The 17,726-nt window shown below is 66.8% G+C and carries 18 protein-coding genes; 8 read left to right on the forward strand and 10 right to left on the reverse strand.

What is annotated here, in order from left to right; genetic code table 11:
• Positions 1 to 25 precede the first annotated feature (25 nt).
• The 3 genes from lpdA to ACFTS5_RS21980 all read left to right on the forward strand — a co-directional run bounded on the left by lpdA (position 26) and on the right by ACFTS5_RS21980 (position 2,959).
• Entirely contained in the window at positions 26 to 1,429 is a 1,404-nt protein-coding gene (gene lpdA, locus ACFTS5_RS21970) for a dihydrolipoyl dehydrogenase (protein WP_378633901.1), read from the forward strand.
• A gap of 287 nt (positions 1,430 to 1,716) precedes the next feature.
• Positions 1,717 to 2,211 carry a L,D-transpeptidase gene (locus ACFTS5_RS21975; protein ID WP_378633903.1) on the forward strand — a complete coding sequence of 165 codons (495 nt, stop codon included), beginning with the start codon at positions 1,717 to 1,719 and terminating at the stop codon, positions 2,209 to 2,211.
• A gap of 52 nt (positions 2,212 to 2,263) precedes the next feature.
• Positions 2,264 to 2,959 carry a polysaccharide deacetylase family protein gene (locus tag ACFTS5_RS21980; RefSeq protein WP_378633906.1) on the forward strand — a complete coding sequence of 232 codons (696 nt, stop codon included), beginning with the start codon at positions 2,264 to 2,266 and terminating at the stop codon, positions 2,957 to 2,959.
• Between the two features lie 5 nt (positions 2,960 to 2,964).
• Here the strand turns inward: ACFTS5_RS21980 and ACFTS5_RS21985 are convergent, their stop codons facing one another.
• Positions 2,965 to 3,369: a winged helix-turn-helix transcriptional regulator gene (locus ACFTS5_RS21985; RefSeq protein WP_378633908.1), complete on the reverse strand. Its 405-nt coding sequence runs from the start codon at positions 3,367 to 3,369 to the stop codon at positions 2,965 to 2,967.
• Between the two features lie 85 nt (positions 3,370 to 3,454).
• Here ACFTS5_RS21985 and ACFTS5_RS21990 point away from each other — a divergent pair, with 85 nt between their 5' ends.
• Together ACFTS5_RS21990 and ACFTS5_RS21995 are read left to right on the forward strand one after the other, a co-directional pair.
• The gene (locus tag ACFTS5_RS21990; protein ID WP_378633912.1) at positions 3,455 to 4,294 is read left to right on the forward strand and encodes an NmrA family NAD(P)-binding protein; all 840 of its coding nucleotides are present in this window, start codon (positions 3,455 to 3,457) and stop codon (positions 4,292 to 4,294) included.
• Positions 4,295 to 4,463: 169 nt separating this feature from the next.
• Positions 4,464 to 4,787, forward strand: a complete 324-nt coding sequence (locus ACFTS5_RS21995) for a hypothetical protein (protein WP_378634482.1) — start codon at positions 4,464 to 4,466, stop codon at positions 4,785 to 4,787.
• On the opposite strand, the gene ACFTS5_RS22000 is transcribed toward ACFTS5_RS21995, so the two are convergent.
• Together ACFTS5_RS22000 and ACFTS5_RS22005 are read right to left on the reverse strand one after the other, a co-directional pair.
• The gene (locus ACFTS5_RS22000) at positions 4,788 to 5,165 is read right to left on the reverse strand and encodes a VOC family protein (RefSeq protein ID WP_378633914.1); all 378 of its coding nucleotides are present in this window, start codon (positions 5,163 to 5,165) and stop codon (positions 4,788 to 4,790) included. It abuts the gene before it with no gap.
• A gap of 91 nt (positions 5,166 to 5,256) precedes the next feature.
• A complete protein-coding gene (locus ACFTS5_RS22005) occupies positions 5,257 to 5,802 on the reverse strand; it encodes a carboxymuconolactone decarboxylase family protein (RefSeq protein WP_378633916.1) in 546 nt (181 codons plus the stop codon).
• 202 nt (positions 5,803 to 6,004) lie between these two features.
• On the opposite strand from ACFTS5_RS22005, the gene ACFTS5_RS22010 reads away from it, so the two are divergent.
• Positions 6,005 to 6,886 (forward strand): NERD domain-containing protein, encoded by an 882-nt coding sequence (locus ACFTS5_RS22010; protein WP_378633918.1) that lies wholly within the window; start codon positions 6,005 to 6,007, stop codon positions 6,884 to 6,886.
• Here the strand turns inward: ACFTS5_RS22010 and ACFTS5_RS22015 are convergent, their stop codons facing one another.
• The 6 genes from ACFTS5_RS22015 to urtA form a co-directional block, all read right to left on the reverse strand.
• Entirely contained in the window at positions 6,887 to 7,636 is a 750-nt protein-coding gene (locus tag ACFTS5_RS22015; protein WP_378633921.1) for a GntR family transcriptional regulator, read from the reverse strand.
• A 14-nt stretch (positions 7,637 to 7,650) separates the two neighbouring features.
• A complete protein-coding gene (gene urtE, locus ACFTS5_RS22020) occupies positions 7,651 to 8,343 on the reverse strand; it encodes an urea ABC transporter ATP-binding subunit UrtE (RefSeq protein ID WP_056814706.1) in 693 nt (230 codons plus the stop codon).
• Positions 8,336 to 9,139, reverse strand: a complete 804-nt coding sequence (gene urtD, locus ACFTS5_RS22025) for an urea ABC transporter ATP-binding protein UrtD (RefSeq protein ID WP_378633925.1) — start codon at positions 9,137 to 9,139, stop codon at positions 8,336 to 8,338. The genes urtE and urtD overlap by 8 nt, the downstream gene beginning before the upstream one ends.
• Positions 9,136 to 10,266 (reverse strand): urea ABC transporter permease subunit UrtC, encoded by a 1,131-nt coding sequence (gene urtC, locus ACFTS5_RS22030; protein ID WP_378633927.1) that lies wholly within the window; start codon positions 10,264 to 10,266, stop codon positions 9,136 to 9,138. The genes urtD and urtC overlap by 4 nt, the downstream gene beginning before the upstream one ends.
• Positions 10,263 to 11,147: an urea ABC transporter permease subunit UrtB gene (urtB, locus tag ACFTS5_RS22035; RefSeq protein ID WP_266293973.1), complete on the reverse strand. Its 885-nt coding sequence runs from the start codon at positions 11,145 to 11,147 to the stop codon at positions 10,263 to 10,265. The genes urtC and urtB overlap by 4 nt, the downstream gene beginning before the upstream one ends.
• Before the next feature lie 76 nt (positions 11,148 to 11,223).
• Positions 11,224 to 12,474 (reverse strand): urea ABC transporter substrate-binding protein, encoded by a 1,251-nt coding sequence (urtA, locus tag ACFTS5_RS22040; protein WP_056814694.1) that lies wholly within the window; start codon positions 12,472 to 12,474, stop codon positions 11,224 to 11,226.
• A 341-nt stretch (positions 12,475 to 12,815) separates the two neighbouring features.
• On the opposite strand from urtA, the gene ACFTS5_RS22045 reads away from it, so the two are divergent.
• The gene (locus ACFTS5_RS22045) at positions 12,816 to 14,645 is read left to right on the forward strand and encodes an acyl-CoA dehydrogenase (protein ID WP_378633931.1); all 1,830 of its coding nucleotides are present in this window, start codon (positions 12,816 to 12,818) and stop codon (positions 14,643 to 14,645) included.
• A gap of 4 nt (positions 14,646 to 14,649) precedes the next feature.
• Here the strand turns inward: ACFTS5_RS22045 and ramB are convergent, their stop codons facing one another.
• A complete protein-coding gene (gene ramB / locus ACFTS5_RS22050; RefSeq protein ID WP_358108625.1) occupies positions 14,650 to 16,056 on the reverse strand; it encodes an acetate metabolism transcriptional regulator RamB in 1,407 nt (468 codons plus the stop codon).
• A 94-nt stretch (positions 16,057 to 16,150) separates the two neighbouring features.
• On the opposite strand from ramB, the gene ACFTS5_RS22055 reads away from it, so the two are divergent.
• Positions 16,151 to 17,665: an ATP-dependent DNA ligase gene (locus tag ACFTS5_RS22055; RefSeq protein WP_378633934.1), complete on the forward strand. Its 1,515-nt coding sequence runs from the start codon at positions 16,151 to 16,153 to the stop codon at positions 17,663 to 17,665.
• Positions 17,666 to 17,726 lie beyond the last annotated feature (61 nt).

Below are 17,726 nucleotides of genomic sequence, written 5' to 3' on the forward strand. Positions count from 1 at the left end.
TCGAAACAGAGTTAGGCTCGGTGACGTGACTTCCCACTACGATGTCGTCGTTCTCGGCGCTGGTCCCGGCGGATATGTCGCCGCGATCCGTGCCGCTCAACTCGGCCTGCGAACAGCGATTGTCGAGCAGAAATACTGGGGTGGCGTGTGCCTGAACGTGGGCTGCATCCCGTCCAAGGCACTGCTGCGCAACGCCGAGCTGGCCCATATCTTCCAGAAGGAAGCCAAGACCTTCGGCATCTCCGGTGAGGTCAGCTTCGACTTCGGTGCCGCCTTCGACCGCAGCCGCAAGGTGGCCGACGGCCGGGTCAAGGGCGTGCACTTCCTGATGAAGAAGAACAAGATCGACGAGTTCGACGGCCTCGGTACCTTCACCGGCCCGAACTCGATCGACGTGGCCCTCACCAAGGGCGGCGCCGAGACGCTCACGTTCGACAACGTCATCATCGCCACCGGCACCACCACCAAGCTGCTGCCGGGCACCCAGCTCTCCGAGAACGTGGTCACCTACGAGGAGCAGATCCTCACCCGTGACCTACCCGGCTCGATTCTGATCGTCGGCGCCGGCGCGATCGGCATGGAGTTCGCCTACGTCCTCAAGAACTACGGCGTCGACGTGCGGATCGTGGAGTTCCTCGACCGCGCGCTGCCCAACGAGGACGCCGACGTCTCCAAAGAGATCACCAAGCAGTACAAGAAGCTCGGCATCACCATCAGCACCGGTGCGGCCGTGCAGTCGATCGACGACGACGGCTCCAAGGTCACCGTCCAGATCAAGGACAACAAGTCCGGCGCGATCGAGACCGTCACGGTCGACAAGGTGCTGCAGGCCGTCGGCTTCGCGCCGCGGGTGGAGGGCTACGGCCTGGAGACCACCGGCGTCGCGCTCACCGACCGTGGCGCCATCGAGATCGACGACTACATGCGCACCAACGTGGGGCACATCTACGCGATCGGTGACGTCACCGCCAAGCTGCAGCTCGCCCACGTGGCGGAGGCGCAGGGCGTGGTCGCGGCCGAGACCATCGGCGGCGCCGAGACGATGACCCTGGGCGACTACCGGATGATGCCGCGCGCCACCTTCTGTCAGCCGCAGGTCGCCAGCTTCGGTCTCACCGAGCAGCAGGCCCGCGACGAGGGTTACGACGTGAAGGTCGCGAACTTCCCGTTCCAGGCCAACGGCAAGGCACACGGCCTCGGCGACCCGACCGGCTTCGTGAAGCTGATCGCCGACGGCACGCACGGCGAGCTCCTCGGCGGCCACCTGATCGGCCCCGACGTGTCCGAGCTGCTGCCGGAACTCACCCTCGCCCAGAAGTGGGACCTCACCGTCAACGAGGTGGCCCGCAATGTGCACACCCATCCGACGCTGAGCGAAGCGGTGCAGGAAGCGATCCACGGCCTCGCGGGGCACATGATCAACTTCTGACCTGTCAGTCGAAAAGGCCGGGTGCGCGATCGCGTGCCCGGTCTTTTGGTTTCTATTCGGTATTTTTCCGGGCGTTGATTTGGTGAATCGAAGCCCGTAACCGATGATCTCTGTAGCTCTTTCGTTCGCTTGTTAGTCGCAACACCTGATCTTGTGAGTACATGGGTAACTCGCCGGGCACGCCCACAAGCTGACTCCATCGTGACCGCCAGCCCGGCACCGCGCTGTCGTCGTACCTAACGACCGGCACAAGGCGCGGAGAGGCGGACAGAGAGGGTCGAAACTCGATGAGCATTTTCGGTTGGACAGCACGGATGGCGGCAATAGCCGCGGTCGCTGTGGCCGGACTCGGTACGGTGACGCCGGCCGTCGCTGAACCTCTTTTCCCCGGTGGGCCGGACGTTCCCGGTGTTCCCGCCATCGTTCCCACCGCATCGCCGTGCCCGGTCGTCGAGGCCAGGGCCTGCATGCGGTTGTCGACCAACGAGGCGTGGCTGGTCGACAACGGCCGGGTGATCTTCGGACCCACGCCGATCTCGCACGGCATGGCCGGCTTCGAAACGCCGCCCGCGGTGACCAAGATTTCCTTCAAGCGGGAATTCCACTGGAGCACGATGCACAATGCGCCGATGCGCTGGGCCACGTTCTTCAACGGCGACATGGCATTCCACGTGGGTCCGGTCGATTCGAAATCACACGGTTGTGTGCGCATGACCGAAGACGGCGCCCACCGTTTCTTCGACTACCTGAACCCAGGCGACATCACCCAGGTCATCGCGTAGGTACCCGGACAACTCACCGGGCTGATCCGGCCCGGTGAGTTACCGTCTGTCCATGCGTCGGTGGTTGGTGGGCGGGGTTGTCGGCATCGTCGTGGTTTCGGCGGTGCTGGCCGGTCTGTATGTGTTGACGAATTCGCGGACCTATCAGGTGGCGGGTCGGCTGGTCGATCGGGTCGAGACCGACGAGAAGGTCGTCGCGTTGACCTTCGACGACGGACCCACCGCGCGGACGCCGGACGTGTTGCGGACGCTGGGGGAATTACAGGTTCCCGCGACCTTCTACCTGGTCGGCGAGGACCTGGCCGCGCATCCCGAATACGGTGCGGCGATCGTGGGCGCGGGCCACGAGATCGGGAATCACTCCTATTCGCACCGGCGCATGGTGCTGGTTTCCGGCGACACCGTGCGCGAGGAGATCGAGCGGACCGACGCCGAGATCCGTCGCGCCGGCTATCCGGGGCCGATCAGTTTCCGCCCGCCGTACGGCAAGAAACTGTGGACGCTGCCGCACTACCTCGCCGACCACGATCGCACCTCGGTGACCTGGGATGTGGAGCCCGATTCCGCGGGGGGCGCGTCACGGGAGGCCATCGTGAGCGACACCCTCGCCGAGACCCGACCGGGATCGATCATTCTGCTGCACGTCATGTACGGGCCCGAATCTCTTGCCGCGGTGCCGGAGATCGTGCACGGATTGCGCGCGCAGGGCTACCGATTCGTCACTGTCTCGGAGCTACTCGCGCGCTGAGCCGATCATTGGTCGATGCCACCTGTGCGGTGGTAGGTGTCCTGCGCCGCGCGGACGGTGTCCATATTGGATTCCACGACGACGATCAGCGACTTCAGCTGGTTCGCGACCGTCGTGCCCAGTTCCGTGAGGGTGTATTCGACGCGGGGTGGGATCGCTTCGAGCACCTCGCGATGGACCATGCCGTCGCGTTCCAGCGCCTGCAGGGTTTGCGAGAGCATGCGCTCGCTCACGCCGTCGACCCGGCGGCGCAGGGCGCTGAACCGGACCGGCCCGTCGAGCAGCGCGACCAGAGCGAGCACACCCCACCGTCCGGTGATGTTCTGCAGGACGGGGCGGGAATGGCAATTGCGCGCGAAGACGTCGGCTTCCAGCGTGGGGTCGTGATCCGCGGGGGTCGTCTCGGGCATGGATCCATCGTACCTACTTGACGCAAGTGCCCACTGAAGGCATAGTGCTTACTAATAGTTAGTACTTGCACCGATGGAGGCAGAAATGACCGTGGCAGTGACAGCAGCAGGCGGAAAGCTCGGCCGGTTGGTCGTGGAGGCTCTGCTCGCCGCAGGGGAGCGACCGGTCGCGATCGTGCGCGATCCGGCCAAGGTGGCCGACCTCGCCGCGCGCGGCGCGCAAGTGCGGCAGGCGTCCTACGACGATCCGGCGGCCCTCGACGCCGCCCTGGCCGGTGTGGACCGGGTGCTGCTGATCTCGGGCAACGAGTTCGGCAAGCGAGTAGCCCAGCACACCAACGTGCTTCGCGCCGCCGAGCGCGCCGGGGTCGAACTGCTGGCCTACACCAGCATTCCGCGCGCCGACAGCAATCCGATGCTGCTGGCCGCCGAGCATCGCGGCACCGAAGAGGTGCTGGCGAGCGCCGCCGTGCCGACGGTGCTGCTGCGCAACAGCTGGTACTGGGAGAATTACGCCGGCGCCGTCGCGAACGCGGCCCAGTCCGGCGTCCTCCACGGCGCGATGGCCCAGGGTCGTGTCTCCGGCGCCGCACGCGCCGACTACGCCGAGGCGGCCGCGCGCGTGCTGACCGGCGAGGGACATGAGGGCCGCGTCTACGAACTGGGCGGTGACGAGGCGCTGACCGGCGCCGACCTCGCGGCCGCGGCCACCGAGGCGAAGGGCTCCCCGGTCCGTTACGCCGACCTCGCCAAGGACGATTACGCGGCAGCCCTGCGCGCGGCGGGTCTCGAGGAGCAGTACGCCGCCGTCCTCGCCGACGCCGATGCCGGCATCGGCGAGGGCCTGCTGGAGGTAACCACCGGCGATCTGGCCAAGCTCCTCGGCCGCCCGGCCACCTCCGCCGCCACGGTCTTCGCGCAGTAGTCGCCGCCGTCGTTGACGGCAGCACATGGGTAACTCACCGGGCACGGGCTAACCTGGCCAGATGAGCGACCTCCGCCCGCCAACGTCACCTAGCCCCGCGCCGCGGTCTGGCTCGAATACCCGGAGGGGCGCAACGGCGCACTCCTGGTTGAGTGGGCTGTTGTTCTTCATGGGCATCCTGCACTTCCTCGCGCCGAAGCCGTTCGACAAGATCGTGCCGCCGCAGCTGCCCGGCAACCCGCGGACCTATACGTACGGGTCCGGGGTTGCCGAGCTGGGCGTGGCGACCGCGCTGGCGGTGCCGCGCACCCGTCGGCTGGGTGGCTGGCTGGCCGCGGCGCTGTTCGTCGGTGTCTTCCCGGCCAATATCCAGATGACGGTGGATGTGGTCGGTAATCCGAAGGCGCCCAAGGCTTTCAAGGCAGGTGTGCTGGCGCGGCTGCCGTTGCAGATCCCGATGATCGTGGCCGCGCTGCGCGTCGCCCGCCGCTGATCACACCCATTGCACGAGCTGGATGACGATCCCGTTGGGGTCGGTCATCTGGAAGTACCGCTCGCCCCACTCCTCGGTTTCGATGGGCGTCTCGATCGGGACGCCCTCGGCCCGCAAGCGGTCGTATTCGCGGTCGATGTCGTCGACGACGAACACGACGAGCAGCCCCTCGCCCGCGCTGCCCGCGATGCGGGCCGGCTTGAACGAGCCGAGGCCGGTGCGCAGGTAGATCACGTCCATGCCCGCGTCGGCCCGCGTCACATTGACGAACCCGTCGGCGGCCATCTTCTCGGTGAAGCCGAGGTGGTCGATCAGGAACTGGGCCGAGGCCTGGGGGTCGGCGACATTGAGCGAGAGGGCGGAAGCGCTGATCTGCATGGGTCTCCTCGGTGGCAGTGAACTCCGTACGTTGTACGCCTTTACTGTGGGAGACTCTACGGCGACTCGCTATATGACGTGGGTCACACAGTCAGAACGTGTCGCGCTCGATCCGCAAGGTCGTGATGGTCGACGCCAGACCCTCGTACTGGTTGATCAGCAGCACGATCTCGATCAGCGTCCGCTCGTCGTAGTGCTCGGCCAGCGCGTTCCACGCCGCGTCGTCCACGTTGCGGGTGCTCACCAGCTGATCGGCGACATTCAGCAGTGCCCGCTGCCGAGGAGTCCAGCCCTCGGCCTCGGGACCTGCGGCAACCCGCTCGATCTCGACTGCCGACAGCCCCGCCTTGCGGCCCAATCGACGATGATGGTCGGCCTCGTAGTCGCATTCGCGCAGCTGAGCGACGCGCAGGATCACCAGCTCGGCCTCGGCGCGCGGCAACCTGCCACCCGGCATGAGCTTGCCGGAGAAATGCAGCCAGCCGCGAAAGAGCCCGCCGGTGCGACCGAGGGTGCTGAACAGATGCGCGTCCTCGGTGCCCGACGCACGGGAAAGTACTTGCCAGACAACCCAGTTGATCGGCCCGAGTTCACCGAACCGGCCCGGCGAAACGCGTGGTAGGGGCGCTGATTCCATCTCTGGTCCACCTGTCTTCTCGAACATCGTCGGCCAGGATCGGAGCGTACTCGCCGGTATCCGCTCCAGGGGCCACTCCTGTATTCGTGCCGGTTTTCTTTGGTTTCCAGTGGTTTTCGGAACAGTTGCGCGTCATGATCGGTGGGTACCGCAGCGCGCAGCGGCGGTGTGAGGTCGCAGCACTGGTAGGGGAACATCGCACATGCTGGTTCGGATCAGACCGGGTGCCGAGCTCACCGGCGCCGAGCGTGAGCTCGTGGACTGCCTGCGCGCCTATCCGAGTACGGGGCTCGCGCTGGTCGACTGCCGGGTGGGTGACCGGCGGCTCGGCGCGGTGATCGTGACGCCGCGCGGGATCACGGTGCTCGAGGTGAAGGGTTTCCGGCGACGGCAGAGCGGGCTGCTCACCGCCGCCGCCGACGGCACCTGGATGATCAGCGACAGTCCGCTGGATTTAGAAGCCGACGCGTCGAACGGTCTCACCGACCGGGTCGAACACGGGGTGCACGCGGTGCGGGTCGCGCTGGAGCGGGCGTTGCAGGACAGCAGACATGTCTCCGGCGCGGTGGTGCTCGTGCCGTACCGGGGCGTGGTGGTACGGCCGGCGCGCACCGCGCTGCGGCCGGGTCTGGACGTGCTGGTCGCGAACAGCGTCGATGCGCATGAACTGCGGGTATACCTGGAAGGGTTCTCGGCGGGGCCGCGCGAATGGACGGTCGAGCGCGTGCTCACCACCTGCACGGCGCTCGGTGTGGTCGAAGCGCCGTCACGCGCCGAGCTGGTCGAGGAGGGCTTCGACACCCATCGACGCGCGCCGACTCCGGTGGCGCCGCAGGTGCGTAAATTCAGCGAGCCCGCCCCGCCGCCTGATCCGTCGCGCCGGGGAAAGCTCGTCGGCATCGGACTGTTCGCCGCCGCGGTGCTCGGCATCTTCGTCGTCTTCGTGGTCGTCGGCGTGGCGCTGATCCAGGATTCGCCGCATCCGCGTCCGATGTCGGACACCTCGCAGAGCTCGACCACCCGTGCGCCCACGTCGGCGACTCCGCGCAAGACCGAGTGCTGGCCGTTCCAGCCGGAGTGCTGATCAATCCCGCACGGCGCGACCGAGTTTGGTGAAGGCGATCGCCTGCTCGGCGCGCACCCGGACGTGCGCGCGGGAGGAGTCGATGTGGGTGGTGAGCGTGTGCAGGGCCTGTTCGTCGTCCCCGGCGAGCACCTGCTCGGCGATGGTGATGTGATCGGCTGTCATGGCCGCCACCCGCTCGGCGGTCGGCACATCCATCGTGCGTACCGGGCGAACCCGCAGGTAGACGGCGGCCAGTGCCTCGGCGAGGGCGGAATTGCCCGCCGCCCTGAGCAGTTCGGTGTGGAACCGCTCGTCGGCGGCGACCAGGTCGGGCCCGGGTTCCGGTGGGGTGTCGCGGTATTCGAGCCAGCGAGCCAGCTCGGCGCGCACGGTGGGCAGGTCGTGCTCGGCCGGGATGTGCACCTGGACGGAACCACCCGCGGCGATACGCTGAAAACCACGGGATTCCAGCACGATTCGTAGTTCGTAGAGCTCGTCGAGTTCGTTCAGGCGTGGCCGGTACAGGTAGAGACCGTCGGGATGTCGCTGCACGAGCCCGTCGGCCTGGAGCCGGGCCAGCGCCTCGCGCACCGGGGTGCGCGAGACGCCGTAGCGCTGGGCCAGCCGTTCGGCGCGCAGCCGTTCGGTCGGCGCCAGTTCCCCGGTGGCGAGGTCGTGGCGGAGTTCGTCGTAGACGCGGGCGGCCAGCGGCACCCGCCGCCGGCCGCCGGCGGGACGCGCGTCCTCGCCCGATCCCCTCCCGGCCATCTGCGCCGCTGCGATCAGATCGCCATCGCCGCGCGGACCGCGGATTCCGCGCCTGCCCCGCCTGCCCCGGTCGAGCCGAGATGCCCCGAGTGCAGCACGTAGTACTGCTGCGCGGCCTGCAGTGCGAAGCCGATGTGCTGCTCCACCAGCAGCACGCTCAAACCGCCGCGCTGCGTCAATTCGATGATGGTGCGCTCGATTTCGGCGACGACCGACGGCTGGATGCCCTCGGTGGGTTCGTCGAGGATGAGCAGTTTCGGCTCGGTGATCAGCGCCCTGGCGATGGCCAGCTGCTGACGTTGCCCGCCCGAGAGCAGGCCCGCCTTGCGGGTGAGCAGGTCCTTCAGCGCGGGGAACAGATCGAGGGATTCGTCGATCAGCGCCTTGCCGCGCTTGCGTCCGTCCGCGACCACCTGCAGGTTCTCGGCGGTGGTGAGCTGTCCGAAGCTCTGCTGGCCCTGCGGCACATAACCGATTCCGCGCTTGACCCGTTGCGAGGGAGAGAGTTTGGTGATCTTCTCGCCGTCGAAGGTGATGGTGCCCGACTTGGTGGGCAGCAGCCCCACCGCCGCGCGCAGCAGCGTGGTCTTGCCCGCGCCGTTGTGGCCCATGATCGCGACGACGCTGTCGTCGGGCACGGTCATGCTGACACCGTGGATGACCTCGGTGCGCCCGTATCCGGAACGGATGTCGTGTAGCTCAAGCATCGGCCGACTCCTTGTCTGTCGCGACCAGGGTCGCGGTGCCGAGATAGACCTCTTGCACCTTGGGATCGGCCTGCACCTGTTCGACGCTGCCCTCGCTGAGGACCTTGCCGCCCGCGAGCACGGTGACCGAGGTGGCGAAGGACCGCATGAAGTCCATGTCGTGCTCGACGACGATCACCACGCGGTCACTGCCGATGCGGCGCAACAGGTTTCCGGTCTCCTCGCGCTCCTCGGCGCTCATGCCCGCGACGGGCTCATCGAGTAGCAGCACCGACGCGTTCTGCACCAGCAGCATGCCGATCTCGAGCCACTGCTTCTGCCCGTGCGCGAGCACCCCGGCGGGCTTGTCCCGCAGTGCGGTGAGACCCGTTGTCTCCAACGCCTCTTCGATACTCGGCAGCACGGACTTGCGCATACGCAGCAGCGACAGTGCCGAACGCCCGGCGCCCGCCGCGATATCCAGGTTCTGCAACACGGTGAGCTGCTCGAACACACTGGCCGTCTGGAAGGTGCGCCCGATGCCGAGGCGCGCGATCTGGTGCACTTTCTTGCCGAGGAGTTCGGTGCCCGACTTCTGCGCCGAACCGGTCGCCGGGACGAGGCCGGTGATGGCATCGATCAGCGTGGTCTTGCCCGCGCCGTTCGGGCCGATCAGAAACCGCAGGTCGCCCTGCAGCACCGTGAGATCGACATCGGTGACGGCCTTGAAACCGTCGAAACTGACGGAAAGACCACGAATTTCGAGGTAGTCGCTGTCCATGCCCGCGTTACCGCCGGCTTTGGGTTCGAGTGTCATCGCGCTTGCACCTTCTCCTCGGTGACGACGGCGGCGGGTTCTTCCGGTGCGGGTGGCAGCTTCTTACGGCTGTCGAGCCAGCCCTTGAACATCGGCCACAGCCCGGCCAGCCCGGCGGGGATGAAGCCGACGACCACGATGAACAGGATGCCCTGCATGTAGGTCCAGCCCGACGGGAACGACTCCGACAGCGAGGTCTGCGCCCAGGCGACGCCGATCGCACCGAGGATCGGTCCGAGCAGGGTGGTGCGGCCACCGATGGCGACACCGATGAGGAAAGCGATCGACGGGATCACGCCGATGTCGGCGGGGGAGATGATGCCGACGATCGGGGTGAACAACGCACCCGCGATCCCGGCGAGGAATGCCGCCACGACGTACGCGACGATCTTGATGTTGGCGGGGTCGTAGCCGAGGAAGCGCACCCGCTCCTCCGCGTCACGCACCGCGACGAGCAGTTCGCCGTAGCGGCTGCGGTTGAGCTGGCGGATCAGGGCCACCACCACGAGCAGCGTGCCCGCGGCGATGAAGAACAGCATCTGCCGGTTGGCCGGGTCCGAGAGCCGGAATCCGAAGAAGGAGCGGAAGTCCGACAGCCCGGTGAAGCCGCCGATGGCCTGCTGACCGGTGAGCAGGATCGCCAGCGCCGCGGCCAGTGCCTGGCTGAGGATGGCGAAGTAGGCGCCGCGCACCCGGCGCTTGAACACGCCGTACCCGAGCACGGCGGCGACCAGCGCGGGCAGCACCAGGATGCCGAGGATGGCGACCGGCGCGGAACTGAACGGCTGCCAGAAACCGGGGAGTTCGCTGATGCCGGAGATCTCCATGAACTCCGGGACATCGTTGCCGAGGCGGGCGGCGTCGGCGAGCTGCATGTGCATGGCCATGATGTAGGCGCCGATGCCGAAGAACACGCCCTGGCCGAGGGTGAGCATTCCGCCACGGCCCCAGGCCAATCCGATGCCGGCGGCCACGATGGCGAAGCAGAGGAACTTGGCCAGCAGGTTCAGGCGGAAATCGCTCAGCACCGCAGGGGCGACGGCGAACAGCAGGATCGCCGCCACTCCGAAGCCGAGTAGTGGGGTGAGCCGCGGGTATTCGCGGAGACGTTCGGTGAGTGCGGTCATGCCAGACTCCTCGTCCGCACGGTGAACAGGCCCTGCGGGCGGACCTGCAGGAAGATGACGATCAGCACGAACACGATCACCTTCGCGATGGACGCGGTGGTGGAGTATTCGATGAACGAGTTGAGCAGGCCGAGCGCGAACGCCGCGATCACCGTGCCCTTGATCTGGCCGAGGCCGCCGATCACGACCACCAGGAACGCGTCGATCAGATAGCTCTGGCCGATGGTGGGGCTCGTCGAACCGATCAGGGTGAGCGCCACACCGGCGACGCCGGCCAGTCCGGAACCGATGAAGAACGTGCTGATATCGGTGAATCTGCTGGAGATGCCGCTGGTTTCGGCCAGTCCGCGGTTCTGCACGACGGCGCGAATCCGTCGACCCATGGGGGTGGTCTTGAGCACGGCGGCCAGGGTGGTCACCGCGACGATCGCCAGCACCAGGATGAAGATGCGGGTCTTCGGCACGACCGCGCCCGCGATAGTGATGCCGCCACTGAGCCATTCGGGCACCAGCACGTTCTTGGCGGGTGCGCCGAAGATGTCACGCGCGGCCTGCTGCAGCACGAGTCCGACACCGAAGGTGACGAGCAGCGTGTCCAGCGGCCGGTCGTACATGTAGCGGATCAGCCCCATTTCCAGGGCGGCGCCGAGCAGGCCGCCGATGAGGAAGCCCATCAGCAAGGACACGACCAGCGACACTCCGGCCGATGAGAAGACTTGTTGCACAACGTAGGTCGTGTAACAACCGGCCATGATGAATTCGCCGTGCGCCATGTTGATGACGCCCATCTGACCGAAGGTCAGTGACAGGCCGAGCGCGGCGAGCAGAAGAATGGATCCCAGACTCAGCCCGGTGAAGAGCTGACTGATCAGCACGTCCATTGCAGTGGACTCCTTGGAAAGGGGGCGGTGTGGGACGCGCCCTGACTCAGAGCGCGTCCCACCTCGGTCGGGCTACTTACTTGAGGCCCTTGGCCCACTCGTAGGACTTCAGGTACGGGTCCGGGGTGATGGCCTTGCCGGAATCCCAGACGGTGTAGATCAGGCCGTCGGGGCGGATCTCGCCGATCCGGGCGGTCTTGGTGATGTGGTGGTTGGAGCCGTCGATGGTGACGGTGCCCTCCGGGGCGTCGAAGCTCACGCCGTCGGCCGCGGCCTGAATGTCGGCCACCGCGAACGACTTGGCCTTCTCGACGGTGTTCTTCCACAGGTAGACCGAGGCGTACGCGGCTTCCATCGGGTCCGAAGTCGGCTTGTCGGCGCCGAAGGCGGCCTTGTAGTCGGCGACGAACTTCTTGTTCGCCGGGGAGTCGACGGTCTGGTAGTAGTTCCAGGCGGTGAGCTGGCCCGCGATGTTCTGCGCGCCGATGCCCGCGACCTCTTCCTCGGCGATCGACACCGAAACCACCGGCATCTCAGCGGCTTTCAGGCCGGCGTTGGTGTACTCGCGGAAGAAGGCCACGTTGGAGTCACCGTTGAGGGTGTTGAACACCGCGCCCGCCTTGGCGGCCCGCACCTTGTTGACGATGGTGGAGAAGTCGGTGGAGCCCAGCGGGGTGTAGTCCTCGCCCTTGATCTCGATACCGTTGGCCGCGGCGTAGGCCTTGATCTCGCGGTTGGCGGTCTGCGGGAAGACGTAGTCGGAGCCGACCAGGTAGAGGGACTTGATGCCCTTCTGCTTCAGGTAGTCCAGCGCGGGGATGATCTGCTGGTTGGTGGTGGCGCCGGTGTAGAAGATGTTCTTGGAATCTTCCAGGCCCTCGTACTGCACGGGGTAGTAGAGCAGCGAGTTCAGGCTCTCGAACTTGGGCTTCATGGCCTTGCGGCTCGACGAGGTCCAGCCGCCGAATACCGAAGCGACACAGTCGGAGCTGATCAGCTTCTCCGCCTTCTCGGCGAAGGTCTTGGGGTCGGAGGCGCCGTCTTCGAGGACGATCTCGATCTTCTTGCCGAGCACGCCGCCCGCCGCGTTGATCTGGTCGATCGCCAGCTTGGTCGAATTGGCCACGGTGACTTCGGAAATGGCCATCGTGCCCGACAGCGAGTGTAGCGAGCCCACCTTGATGGTGTCCTTGCTGGTGTCGACGCAGGAGGCGGCGGTCGAGCCGGTCGACGCGTCGTCGCGCGCACCACAGCCGGTGAGCAGCAGGCCGGCGACGGCCACCGCGGCAGGCACGACAAGTGCCTTGACCAAACGGGATTCAGACATGGGGCGGTTCTCCTCATCAGGTGTAACGGCGGCGCCACACGCGCCACAACGAATACCGCCGCTGTCTGCCCCGGAGACTGGATGTACACCGAGTTGTATACAGAAGCTGTATTCGTGATTCGAGACAGTAGAGGGAACTTGTTGCACCCGAATGTCTCTCGGTCACGTGCCCGTTTCGTCTGTTTCGTCCGTGTGAATTGTTCGTCCGCGGCAGCTGCCGAAGGGTCGCCTTGCCTACGGTTGCGTAGGGCCGCACAGGTGCGGCACGCTTCGATTTGTACAACGTCGAGCCGCCGAGTCACACGGCAATCGGCCGTGTGCGGTCAGTCGAGGAGGGCCCAATGGGGCACTACAAGGCGAACGTGCGTGACATCGAGTTCAATCTGTTCGAGGTCCTGAACCTGGACAAGGTTCTGGACACCGGCGCCTACGGCGACCTGGACTCCGATACGGTGCGCCAGCTCCTCGACGAGGTGAAACACCTGGCCGAGGGGCCGATCGCGGACTCGTTCGCCGAGGCCGACCGGCACCCGGTGGTGTTCCACCCCGATACCCACGACATCACCGTGCCCGATCCGCTGCGCAAGACGGTGGACCTGGTGCACGAAGCGGGCTGGTACCGCCTCGCCATGCCGGCGGGTATGGACGGCACCGCCGCCCCGAACGCGCTGATGTGGGCGATCAACGAGCTCATCATCTGTGCCAATCCGGCGGCCAGCTTCTTCAACATGGGCCCGATGATGGGCTCGGTGCTCTACGAGATCGGCAACGACGAACAGAAGCGCTGGGCACGGGGCGGGTTCGATCGCGGGTGGCAGGCGACCATGGTGCTCACCGAACCGGATGCCGGATCCGATGTCGGCGCCGGTCGCACCAGGGCTGTGCCGCAGCCCGACGGGTCATGGCACATCGACGGGGTGAAACGGTTCATTTCCGGCGGTGACGTGGGCGATACGGCCGAGAACATCTTCCACCTGGTGCTCGCCCGGCCGGAGGGCGCCGGCCCCGGCACCAAGGGGCTTTCGCTGTTCTACGTGCCGAAGTTCCTCTTCGATCCCGAGACGCTGGAACCGGGCGACCGCAACGGTGTGTACGTGACCGGGGTCGAGCACAAGATGGGGATCAAGTCCTCGCCGACCTGCGAAGTGACCTTCGGCGGCACCGCGGTGCCCGCCAAGGGCTGGCTGGTCGGCGACGTGCACAACGGCATCGCGCAGATGTTCAAGGTGATCGAGAACGCGCGGATGACGGTAGGCGTGAAGTCGTCCGGGACGTTGTCGACCGGGTACCTGAACGCGCTCGAGTACGCCAAGACGCGGGTGCAGGGCGCGGATCTGACGCAGGTCGCCGACAAGGCGGCGCCGCGCGTCACCATCACCCATCACCCTGATGTGCGCCGGTCGCTGGCCATGCAGAAGGCCTACGCGGAGGGGTTGCGAGCGGTGTATCTGTATACCGCCGCGCACCAGAACGCGGATGTGGCGCAGCTGGTGTCCGGTGCCGATCCGGAGACCGCGCACCGCGTGAACGATCTGCTGCTGCCGATCGTCAAGGGCGTGGGATCCGAGCGCGCCTACCAGCTGCTCGCCGAGTCGCTGCAGACCTTCGGCGGCTCCGGCTATCTGCAGGACTATCCGATCGAGCAGTACATCCGTGACGCCAAGATCGACTCGCTCTACGAGGGCACCACGGCGATCCAGGCCCAGGACTTCTTCTTCCGCAAGATCATTCGCGATGGTGGCGTCGCCCTCGCCCACGTGAATGCTCAGATCGGCGTCTACCTGGACAATGACACCGGCCGTTTCGCCACCGAGCGCGCCCTGCTGCGCACCGCCCAAGCCGATGTCGGCGCGATGGCCGCCACCCTCACCGGCTACGCCATGGCGGGCCGGACCGAGCCCACCGAGCTCTACAAGGTCGGCCTCGGCTCGGTTCGCTTCCTGATGGCGGTCGGCGATCTCCTCATCGCCTGGCGCCTGCTGGTCCAGGCCGACATCGCCGCCGCCGCCCTGGCCTCCGACGCCGCACCGCGGGACCGCCCCTACTACCAGGGCAAAGTCGCCGCGGCGAGCTTCTTCGCCAAGAACGTGCTCCCCGAACTCACCGCTACCAAGAACATCCTCGCCGCCATCGACAACGACATCATGGCCGTCCCGGAAGAAGCCTTCTGAGCGGCTATTTGATGAGGTACGGCGAGACCGAGCTGCGGTGTTCGCTGATGTCGAGGGCCTTGCCCAGCGGCGGGAAGGCGCGCTGGGGGCAGTTGGAGCGCACGCACACTCGGCAGCCCGCGCCGATGGGGGTGGCGTTGGCTTCGCCCAGGTCGATGCCGTCGGCGTAGACGACGCGGCCCGCGTGGCGCAGCTCGCAGCCGAGGCCGATCGCGAAGGTCTTGCCGGGTTGGCCGTAGCGGGTGGCGCGACGTTCCACGGTGCGCGCGATCCAGAGGTATTTGCGGCCGTCGGGCATCTGGGCGATCTGGGTCATGATCTTGCCGGGGTAGGCGAAGGTCTCGTAGACGTTCCAGAGCGGGCAGGTACCACCGCTGGCCGAGAAGTGGAAACCCGTGGCGGACTGGCGCTTCGACATATTGCCCGCGCGGTCGACGCGTACGAAGGAGAACGGGACGCCGCGCAGGGTCGGCCGTTGCAGGGTCGACAGGCGGTGGCAGATGGTTTCGAAACTCTGCGAGAAATGCGCCGACAGGCGTTCGATGTCGTAGCGGAAACTCTCGGCTACTTCGTGAAAGTGCGTGTAGGGCAAGACCATCGCGGCCGCGAAGTAGTTCGCCAGGCCGAGCATCGCGAGTTTGTGCGAGGCGTCGGAGGCGAAATTGCCCTCGTCGACCAGTTTTTCGAGGAGCGGGCCGCATTCCAGGTAGGCGAGTTCGGCGGCGAGCTTGAAAGTGCGCTGCCCACCGGACAGGTGTGGGGAGATCTCGAGCTGTTTGGTCTCGGGATCGAAATGGTGCAGCACGCCCTCGCCGAGGTCGATGCGCTCGCTGATCCGCACGCCGTGCGCACGCAGCAGGCGCACGATCTCGGTGCTCACCTCGCCACCGTGGAACCGGATGCGCGCGGTGAGATCCTCTGCGGCGGTATCCAATTCGTGGATGTAGTTCTGGCGCTGATAGAAGTAGTCGCGCACTTCCTCGTGCGGCTTGCTGATCGCGGCGCTGCCGGAACCGTCGGCGAACCGGTCCTCGGTGGCGGCGGCCAGCTGCGCGCTGGTGTTGCGGTAGCGGTTGTGCATGGCCACCAGGGCGCGCGCCATCGACGGATGGGCGGAGACCATGTCGGCGATCTGCTGGGTGTCGGCCTCGATGCCGAGCTCGGCGTCCATCACCACTTCGGACAGCTCGGCGATGAGCCGGGTGTCGTCCTGGGCGGAGAAGAAGGTGGGGTCGACGCCGAAGACCTCGTTGATGCGCGTCAGCACCGGCACGGTGAGCGGTCGCACGTCGTGTTCGATCTGGTTCAGATAGCTGGCCGAGATCTCCAGCTTCTGCGCGAGCGCGACCTGGCTCAGCCCACGCTCGGTCCGCAGCTGGCGTAGCCGCGCTCCGACATAGGTCTTGGCCATATGTCCAGTTTAGGGGCGGTTTCGCAGGCTTGCCAATGGATTCTTAACAACCGGGCTCGAGCTCTGTGTCACACCCTCGCGATACTGTCGTGGGGTGCTGTTCAGCGATGTCGTCACGGCCTCCGCGGCCGTGCGGGCGACCAGGTCGCGCAAGGCGAAAACCGCCGCGCTGGCCGAGCTCTTCGGTGCCGCGGACCCGTCCGAGATCGGGACCGTGGTGGCGTGGTTGTCCGGCGAGCTGGTGCAAGGCCGGATCGGGGCCGGGTGGCGCACGGTGGCCGGGCTCGACACACCGCCCAGCGGCGACGCGAGCCTCACCGTCGGCGCGGTGGACGACGTCTTCTCCCAGCTCACCGGCCTGAACGGCAAGGGCTCGACCAACCGGCGCCGCGAATTGCTGACCGCGCTCTTCACCGCCGCGACCGAGGAGGAACAGTCCTTCCTGGTCCGCCTGCTCACCGGCGAACTCCGGCAGGGCGCGCTCACCGCGATCGTGGTCGAGGCGCTCGCACAGTCCACCGGCATCCCCGTCGACGTGGTGCGCCGGGCCCATATGCTCTCGGGCCGGCTCCCCGTCACCGCGATCGCCGCGCTCGCCGGGGGCGAGCAGGCCCTGGCCGCGTTCGGTCTCGAAGTAGGACGTCCGGTTGCGCCGATGCTCGCCTCACCCGGCGGTTCGCTGGACGAGGCCCTCGCCGAGCTGGGTTCCGACATCAGTGTCGAACACAAGCTCGACGGCGCCCGCATCCAGGTGCACCGCGACGGCGACCAGGTCTGGGTCTTCACCAGAACCCTGCGCGACATCACCGAGGGCGTCCCCGAACTCGTCGATCTGGTCAAGTCCCTCGACTGCGCCACCGTGGTCCTGGACGGCGAAACCCTCGCCCTGACCGACGCGGGCCGCCCACGCCCGTTCCAGGAGACGATGAGCAGGTTCGCCACCCTCGGCGATCCACGCCGGTTACACCCGTACTTCTTCGACTGCCTGCATCTCGACGGCACCGACCTCATCGACGAACCGCTGCGTGTCCGCCGCACCGCTTTGGAACAGGTCGCGGGCGAACACAGCATCCCCGCGCTGATCGCACCCACTCCGGAGGCTGCCGCCGACTGCTATGACGACGCGCTCGCGGTCGGCAACGAGGGTGTGATGGTCAAGGCGCTCGATGCCCCGTACGCCGCGGGCCGCCGTGGCAAGGCCTGGCAGAAGATCAAGCCCGCGCACACCCTCGACCTACTGGTGATCGGCGCCGAATGGGGTTATGGCCGCCGCACCGGGTTCCTGTCCAACCTGCATCTGGCGGCCCGCGATCCGGAGACCGGTGAGCCGGTGATGGTCGGCAAGACGTTCAAGGGCCTCACCGACGAACTGCTGCGCTGGCAGACCGAGGAATTCCCGCGCCACGAAACCCACCGCGACGGTCAGGCCGTGTACCTGCGCTCCGAACTCGTCGTCGAGATCGCGCTCGACGGCGTCCAGACCAGTACCCGATATCCGGGCGGCGTCGCGCTGCGCTTCGCCCGGGTGGTGCGGTACCGGCCGGACAAGGAACCGGGGGAGGCCGACACCATCGAGGCCGTGCGCGCGCTCGGCGTGGCCGCCGGCTGAGCTCCGCCGCTGGTCGTGCGACTTACCCGCAACAGTTTGGCAATCCGGCGGCAGCATACGA

The organism is Nocardia sp. NPDC056952, assembly GCF_042674185.1.
In the GTDB taxonomy this organism is placed as follows: Bacteria; Actinomycetota; Actinomycetes; order Mycobacteriales; family Mycobacteriaceae; genus Nocardia.

Coding starts and splice junctions, on each gene's coding strand:
- ACFTS5_RS21975 (WP_378633903.1), top strand. CDS start 1,717: ATGAGCATTTTCGGTTGGACAGCACGGATGGCGGCAATAGCCGCGGTC.
- ACFTS5_RS21980 (WP_378633906.1), top strand. CDS start 2,264: ATGCGTCGGTGGTTGGTGGGCGGGGTTGTCGGCATCGTCGTGGTTTCG.
- ACFTS5_RS21985 (WP_378633908.1), bottom strand. CDS start 3,369: ATGCCCGAGACGACCCCCGCGGATCACGACCCCACGCTGGAAGCCGAC.
- ACFTS5_RS21990 (WP_378633912.1), top strand. CDS start 3,455: ATGACCGTGGCAGTGACAGCAGCAGGCGGAAAGCTCGGCCGGTTGGTC.
- ACFTS5_RS21995 (WP_378634482.1), top strand. CDS start 4,464: ATGGGCATCCTGCACTTCCTCGCGCCGAAGCCGTTCGACAAGATCGTG.
- ACFTS5_RS22000 (WP_378633914.1), bottom strand. CDS start 5,165: ATGCAGATCAGCGCTTCCGCCCTCTCGCTCAATGTCGCCGACCCCCAG.
- ACFTS5_RS22005 (WP_378633916.1), bottom strand. CDS start 5,802: ATGGAATCAGCGCCCCTACCACGCGTTTCGCCGGGCCGGTTCGGTGAA.
- ACFTS5_RS22010 (WP_378633918.1), top strand. CDS start 6,005: ATGCTGGTTCGGATCAGACCGGGTGCCGAGCTCACCGGCGCCGAGCGT.
- ACFTS5_RS22015 (WP_378633921.1), bottom strand. CDS start 7,636: ATGGCCGGGAGGGGATCGGGCGAGGACGCGCGTCCCGCCGGCGGCCGG.
- urtE (WP_056814706.1), bottom strand. CDS start 8,343: ATGCTTGAGCTACACGACATCCGTTCCGGATACGGGCGCACCGAGGTC.
- urtD (WP_378633925.1), bottom strand. CDS start 9,139: ATGACACTCGAACCCAAAGCCGGCGGTAACGCGGGCATGGACAGCGAC.
- urtC (WP_378633927.1), bottom strand. CDS start 10,266: ATGACCGCACTCACCGAACGTCTCCGCGAATACCCGCGGCTCACCCCA.
- urtB (WP_266293973.1), bottom strand. CDS start 11,147: ATGGACGTGCTGATCAGTCAGCTCTTCACCGGGCTGAGTCTGGGATCC.
- urtA (WP_056814694.1), bottom strand. CDS start 12,474: ATGTCTGAATCCCGTTTGGTCAAGGCACTTGTCGTGCCTGCCGCGGTG.
- ACFTS5_RS22045 (WP_378633931.1), top strand. CDS start 12,816: ATGGGGCACTACAAGGCGAACGTGCGTGACATCGAGTTCAATCTGTTC.
- ramB (WP_358108625.1), bottom strand. CDS start 16,056: ATGGCCAAGACCTATGTCGGAGCGCGGCTACGCCAGCTGCGGACCGAG.